General features: G+C 35.8%; 3 protein-coding genes. 1 reads left to right on the forward strand and 2 read right to left on the reverse strand.

Features of this window, described 5'->3' with window-relative positions:
• Positions 1 to 30: 30 nt before the first annotated feature.
• Together B2Z27_RS11210 and B2Z27_RS11215 are read right to left on the reverse strand one after the other, a co-directional pair.
• Positions 31 to 756, reverse strand: a complete 726-nt coding sequence (locus B2Z27_RS11210) for a hypothetical protein (RefSeq protein ID WP_286813720.1) — start codon at positions 754 to 756, stop codon at positions 31 to 33.
• Entirely contained in the window at positions 753 to 5027 is a 4275-nt protein-coding gene (locus B2Z27_RS11215) for a thrombospondin type 3 repeat-containing protein (protein WP_286813721.1), read from the reverse strand. The genes B2Z27_RS11210 and B2Z27_RS11215 overlap by 4 nt, the downstream gene beginning before the upstream one ends.
• Before the next feature lie 168 nt (positions 5028 to 5195).
• On the opposite strand from B2Z27_RS11215, the gene B2Z27_RS11220 reads away from it, so the two are divergent.
• The gene (locus B2Z27_RS11220) at positions 5196 to 7187 is read left to right on the forward strand and encodes a putative porin (RefSeq protein WP_286813722.1); all 1992 of its coding nucleotides are present in this window, start codon (positions 5196 to 5198) and stop codon (positions 7185 to 7187) included.
• Positions 7188 to 7716 lie beyond the last annotated feature (529 nt).

A 7716-nucleotide genomic window follows, 5' to 3' on the forward strand; every position in this document is an offset into this window, starting at 1 on the left:
GCCAAAGATGAACATCTTTGGCTTTTTTATTTATTCCACACGAAACTCAAATAATTCTGAGTTTGAAGTATTGTCGAATGAGTCTTTTGTAATTACTCTCCAATAGTAAGTATTGCCTGTTGAAATAGAAGCGTTTATCGTAGTGTTCGTGGTACTCCCTAATGAGGTGGTAGGCTCATTAACAGTATCAAATAGTATCTCATAGGAAACAATATCATCATCAACATCAGATGTAGACCATTCAAGTGTAATGGTTGAACTTGTATCGGTTATAGTAGCACCTCTTTGTGGGGTAATCGCAACAGCCGGAAATGGAGCATAATTTTCAATACCTTGTCCTTGGTTGTAAAATGACCAAGTATCGCTGGTTGCGGTAGAAGTTGTTCCACTGGCAAGTGAAATTACATACCATTCATACGGTGTTCCCCTATTGATCAACACATCAACTTGGTTTGTTGTAGATGTTGCCGTTGTAATACTTCCCGATTCTAGATTTTTAATTTTAACTTCATATGAGTCGGTATTTTCAGAGGCTGACCATTGAAAATTTACCGTACTTCTAGTGTCATCGTTAGCATTTATGACTCCTTCATTACATTCTGTATTGTCTTCGGGAAATATAAGGGATGCTGCACTTGGGTCTACTACAACTGGTGCAACAGGTTCTATAGGCGTTTCGTTGTCCGATCCACCACCACATGAAAGCAAAAGTGATCCGAACAAAAACATGAAAGTTATATGTTTTAGTATTCTCATTTTCTTATAATTTTATAATTAGAAAGCGTATTGCCATTTGTGACATTTAACATATATACACCGGTGGCTAAATTGTTAACGCTTATTTTAATTTCATTATTGATGGGTTTCATTTTTTTCGAAAATACACTAGACCCATTTAATTTGTAAAGGGAAATAGTAGCTTCTGTTGTAGAATTTGCACCTAAATAAATGGTTAAATCACCTCCTTCAATTGGGTTTGGGTAAATAAAGAATTCATCATTTAGAAGAATATTTTCAGTATAAACCCCTTGACAATCTAGATCTGTTTTAACTAATAGTTCTGTGCTGTTAGTATCTAAAGGTAAAGTTATCTCTTTAGCTGTAGTAGTGTACATCTTTTCATTTAAAAATATGGTATATAATTCTCCACCTGCTAAGCTAAGCGTAACTTCATTACTCAATGAGTTGATTTTGGCTGACACCGACAACGACTCAGGTTCAGAAATAACTAGGTCATAGCAAATTTCATAATCAGTTTGTCCTTCTACGGTTACACATAATTGATAACTACCGGCAGATAAGTTGGAAAATGAACTTTCATCAGTAAAGTTTTCGCTTATTGAAGTATCGGTGCCGGTTAGTACAGCATTATATGTGTAGGTATTGTTGGCAGTGGTTATCACTATGCTACCATTGTTACTAGCGTTACATGAGCTACCTATAGTTTGAATTTGAAAATTTGTGTTCGGTAAAGAGAAAACCTCACAACCAGTAGTATTTACAACTGTTCCATTGGGTGTGTCATTGCATTGGTCAATATCATTAGGTACTCCATCATTATCACTATCATTATCGCATGGATTACCAATGCCGTCAAAGTCATCATCTTCTTGATCTGGGTTTGCAATTAATGGGCAATTGTCATCAACATCTAAAATTCCATCGTTGTCGTCATCGGTGTCACAGACGTCACCAATACCATCATTATCGGTATCTAATTGATCTGCGTTTGCAATTAAAGGACAATTATCATTACTATCTAAAATTCCGTCATCATCATCATCGTCATCGTCAGGTAAGCCATCAACAACTAAATCGTCTATAGTCACACCTTCTTGGGTGACCGCTGGATCAGATTGAAAAACAATTCTAAAAACCACGTTACTTTCACCTGTAAGGTTGGTCTCGCCATTGGCTGCGTTTAAATTGAAATCATAGGCATATTCGGTCATTACTGTATTTTCACCGGTCCATTGAGCTCCAGGGCAGTTTTGGCAATCATCGGCTTCTTCTGATAAGGCATTGGTTCGGTTGCTGTTATACCAGTTTGGTTGACTGTCGATATTGCCTAAAATATCCCAGTTGATACCTCCGTCAATGGAATACTCAACATAGACTATGTCAAAATTTAGTTCTAGGTCATAAGCCATATTAAATTTTAGGACAGGGGCTATTATAGAGGTCATGTCATAGCAATTGCTCAATAAAATAGCTTTTGTACTATTGGGGTGATCGCCACTTAAATTGGTGCCGTAAACGTTTGTTCCAGACGTGGCGGTATTTAGTTTTGACCCTGCAGGTACTCCTCTCTGCCAAACCACTTCAGAATTTCCATCATTGTAAGTAATTAGGGATTCCTCTTCGGTTTCAAACGTGTTAACTTCACCACCGGACCCTGGTACATTAAGAAAAAATCTATTCTCAAGAGTATTGTTGTCGCTGTAGCTGTCATTAGTAATGGTTGCTGTTATGGATATGTTGGAATTGCCAAAATTGGTCGAGGTTTCAATTGGTAAAGCAATAGTTTCAGTAGCGTTACTTAATAGATTTCCTGTCCAAGTAAATGTTTGTTCTGGATTATTGTTAATAGTATAGGTGATATCAATTTGGGTAATGGTATTAAGTCCTTGGTTTTCTACAGTTGCCGTTGGGGTAAAGGAGTCGCAAAGCACTTCGTTTGAGTTTGGGGTAATAGATACTAATCTTACTTCATTGTCGGGTATTTGAATTGGTATTGTAGATTCCCAAACACCTCTACCGTATGTTGAAGCAATAATTTTTTCTCCATCTAAATTGACTTCTAGGTCACTTATAGCAACACTTGGCAGGTTGGCAAAGTATTCTTCCCATTCTGAAAGGGTGTCGTCTAATCTGTAAACACCTAAGCTTGTACCTACGTAAATTGGATTTTCGGTATGTCTGCCTTGGTGAGCTATTGAGAAAAATGCTTGATCGGTTGGAATATCGAAGGTGATGTTTTCTGAAATTGTTTCTGATTCGCCAATAGTAACCTTAAAAACTCCTCTTTCTGAAGGTTGTTCATTTTGGGCGATACCCACTCTGTCAGATGTAGTAAGATAAATAATATTACTATCATTTGAGTTAATTGCCATATCTGAGATTTCCGAATCCATTACTTTTATGAGGCTAAAAGTGGCACCGCCATTTCGACTTCTATATAGTATATTACTTTCAGCGGCAAATATAGTTTCAGGATTATTAGGGTCAACTTCAAGATCGTCAATATTGCCTGTGCCAATTGAAGATGATATTTTGCTCCATTGGTTGTTTTCTAATTTGTATAAAGCATCAAAACCGGCATAAACAGAACCATCTGAGGCAACAGCCAAAGGAGTAATCCAATTTCCCTGTATGGTATTGCCATTTGTATCTGTAGGTGCAGCGACTACCCCAACAGATTGCCCGGAATCTGATGAGATGAATAGGCTTCCTCCAAACTGGACAAATCCATAAACTAAACTACTATTATTAGGGTCAATTTCATAATCCATTCCATCACCACCGGTGAAAACATGCCATTGTTCTTGGTTTCGTATAAAACCTGCATTGTCCTGTAGACCTCCTGTTATTTTGCCTGCATCATTTTTTGCTACAGAAATTCTATAAAATTGACTAATACTGATGCCTGCGGTGTAATCGGTAAAAGAACTTCCTCCGTTTTCAGACATATAAATACCCCCATCACTACCAACATAGAGTTTGTTGTTGAAAATTTTAATAGTATGTATATCTGCGTGGGTATATCCTTGATCGGTAACGTTCCATCTATTGATTCTAATGAAAGTATCGCCTCCATTGGTGCTTTTCCAGACATTTAGACAACCCGTATAAACTTCGTTGAAATTTGATGGTGACACCTCAATGGCAAGATCGAACCAAGCTTGGTTAGATTCAAAAATATCTTGTTCGCTAGCTGTCCTCGTAAAAGACTCTCCACTGTCCAGTGATTTGTACAATCCACCAAAGGCAAAGCTATTACCTCCTGTTAGTGCTCGTAAAACATATACTCCAGATGGGTTTGCTCCACTAACTCCTATAGCAAGTCTCCCTGAACTTGAAGGAATGCCATTTGTGATCTCAACAAAATTATCTCCACCATCTGTAGATTTGAAAAAAGTATTTGAAGATACTGCATATATGGTGTTGGGGTCATTGGGTTTTAATTTGAAATCTTGAATATTACCGCTTCTTTTTACGGACCAAGTAGCTCCTCCATCTGTTGATTTTTGAAGACCCGCACTGGTACTTACCCAAATAATATTCGAGTTAGTTGGGTCTATGGTAATTTCGCTCATTAATAAGTTAATATTAGAATTACTTGGGTTTAGTCCCGTTTCATTCCAACTATTCCCTCCATCAGTAGATTTAAAAACACCTACACTATATGAATCAGCAGCATCATCATCACCAGTAGCAATATAGATGATTTGAGAATTGTTTGGGTCTATTGCAATACCGGAGACTCCTATTTGAGGAAAATCATCAAATAAATTCACCCATGAAGAACCACCATCTATTGATTTCCAAATTCCGCCTGCGGGCGCACCTACGTACCAGATGTTTTCATTGTTAGGGTCTACGGTAATTGCGTTTACTCTACCTTGCCCATTTAATGCGCCAGAATAAGTATCATGTGTAAAGGGACCTATGGAATTCCAGCTGGCAATAGGGTTCGCTGCTTTGCCGGTACTTTCATGTTTGCGTTTCCAAGACTCCCATAATTGTTTAGAAGTGGGAAGGTTGCCATTTTTGTCAATATAGTGGGTCCAATAATTTTCCCACCTTTTGTATGGTTTAAACCCGCTTCCCTTTTTTGTATAATCCTTATCGCTCCAATAGTTATTGAATGCATTCGAAATTTCGTACAATGAATTTGTTGGGGAAGAAGATTTGGATGTTTGCTGATTGGTTTTTAAATCTTTCATCCATGGCGCATTTTCATTGAATTGCGCACTAACATTTATAATAGCAAAAAGTACTATTATATTAAAAAGTAGAACTTTCATTAACATTTTTTTATAAAAATCAGAAAAATATTTCTTTTAATAATAGAGTGATCAGTTAAATTTTAATATTTATTTGTTTATCCTTTGTAGATAACGTAACAAACTCCCTTAAACTTTCACATTTACTTAGCAACAAAAAAATTAACTTTGCAAGGGTAACATTGCTTCATGAAATATATAATTTTAGTTTTATTGTGTTTTACAACGTCAATTGTTTTTGGACAAGATGTAATTGGAAAACCACAGAAAAAAGGCGATTCGCTTTCATTGGTAAAGAAAACAAAGCCAATAAATCCAAAAGACAAGCTTAAAAATGATTCTATAACTTTAACTATAGAAGATTATAAAATAATTTCTTTTGAAAGAGATACTACCTTTTTAGATACAACTTTGACTATCCAAAAGGAGTATAAGTATAACTACTTGCGTGAAGATGACTTTGAGTTAATGTCTTTTTCCAACATTGGGCAAGCCTATAACGAACTTGGGGTTGATTTTGAAAGGGTGGGGAGCTATCCAAATCTTGGGGCACTAGCAAAAGACCGTAAATACCTAGAGAAAGAACAAATTAATTATTATAATGTAGCCACCCCAATGACCGAGTTGTTTTTTAAAACAACTTTGGAAGAAGGTCAATTACTAGACGCAAATTTGACTTTCAATACCTCTAGAAGGTTAAATTTTTCTATTGGTTATATAGGCTTTCGTTCCCTTGGTAAGTATAATGATACTCAAATAGAATCAGGTAATTTCATAACTACTACAAATTATTTATCTAAAAACGGTAGATATTCGTTAAGAGCGCACATAGCTGCACAGAATATTTCGTCTGAAGAAAATGGAGGCTTGGCAGAAAAAGAAGAGCAATTTGAATCTGGTGATGAGGATTTTATAAATAGACCAAGGGTAGATGTCTTGTTAGATGATGCTGAAAATAAGATATTAGGTAAAAGATATTACTTAGACCATCAATATAAATTGGTGAGAAAACAGTTAGATTCTACCCGGTTTGAAAAAACGGCATTATCTATAGGACATAGTTTTGATTATGAGACCAAGTATTATCAGTTTATAGAAACATCGAATGATACATTATTTGGTGATGCAATTTTAAGTGCTATAGATGATAAGGCAATTTTGAAGACTTTTAATAACGAGGTTAATATAGAATTTTACAACAAGACACTTGGTAGGCTAACAGGCGGTGTTAATATGTATAATTACGATTATTATTTCAATAGCAGGCTTATTGAAGCAGATGGAACGGTAATACCCAATAGGTTGAACGGAACTGAGTTTGGACTGGTGGGAAAGTATGAAAAACGAATAGGTGGTTTTGATTTTAATGCGGATTTAAAATATAATCTTTCAGGTGAGTTGGCGGGTAATGTATTCAATGCCTCCGCATCCTATAATATTAATGATAATAATAAGGTAAGGTTCGCCTTGCACAATTCTACTAGGTTGCCCAATTTTAACTACTTATTGTATCAAAGTGAATATTTTAATTATAACTGGGATAATAGTAATGTTTTTGAAAAGGAAAGAGCAAGTAGTTTAAAAGGAGAGTTGTTGTCCAAAACTTGGGGACACTTAATGGTGAAGTATGGTAATTTAGATAACTATACATATTTTGCCCCTGTATCAGAAGAGGTAATTGCCGATGGGTTGGATAATGCATTTATAAAACCGTTGCAAGAGGGTAATACGGTATCTCATCTAAAAGTGAAATATCAAAAAGAATTTAGGGTTGGAATGTTTGCATTGAATAATACGGTCATGTATCAAAATGTGACTCAAGATTCTCAAGTACTCAATGTTCCGCAACTGGTAACTAGAAACACATTGTATTTTTCTTCTGATGTTTTTAAGAAAGCAATGTTTTTACAGACGGGTGTAACCTTTAAATACTTTACTGCTTATAATATGAATGGGTATAACCCTGTACTGGGTGAATTTTATGTTCAAAATAAAGAAGAGTTGGGTGGGTTCCCTTTGTTAGATTTCTTTATTAATGCAAGAATACAACAGACTAGAATTTATTTAAAGGCAGAACATTTTAACGCTTCGTTTTCTGGATATGATTATTATGCTGCACCAAATTACCCTTATCGGGACTTTGTTATACGTTTTGGTTTGGTATGGAATTTCTTTTCTTGATCAAAAAAGCTATGTAAAACATAAGGTCTTTAAGTGTCATTTAAATTCAGATGCTTAAAATTGAAGCAATTTATTATTTCCTTGTTTTCTAACTTCCGTTGAATCAGGTTGATATGGTCCGTTGCAAAAAACCTTGTATTTATTTTGCAAAAAAGTCTTGTTCATTGGAAAATAGGTTGTAGATTTGCACCCCGCTAGCGAGGAAGACGAGTTCTGAATCGGGAGTTGGAAAAGGTTCATTTATATGTTGGTTGGTCTGGGAAAAAAAAGAAAGAATATTTTTTTCGAAATAAGTTGCCAGGTTAAAAAACAGTTGTATATTTGCAGCCGCTTAGGGAAACACCTAAGGGAAACGAAGCCGGGAAGGTCGCAGGATCCAAGGGCGGAGTGGATTAAAGTTCATTGAAATATTGTGGAGATTATAAGAATCGAGAACGGGTGAGGACCTGTTCGAGAGGAACACGAATTAAGAAACATACCATATAATATGCCTAGTGCATATTTGGATATATTGAATCGAGAGTCGGGG

It is taken from the genome of Maribacter sp. UBA3344, from assembly GCF_002362375.1.
GTDB classification, from domain to species: domain Bacteria; phylum Bacteroidota; class Bacteroidia; order Flavobacteriales; family Flavobacteriaceae; genus Maribacter; species Maribacter dokdonensis.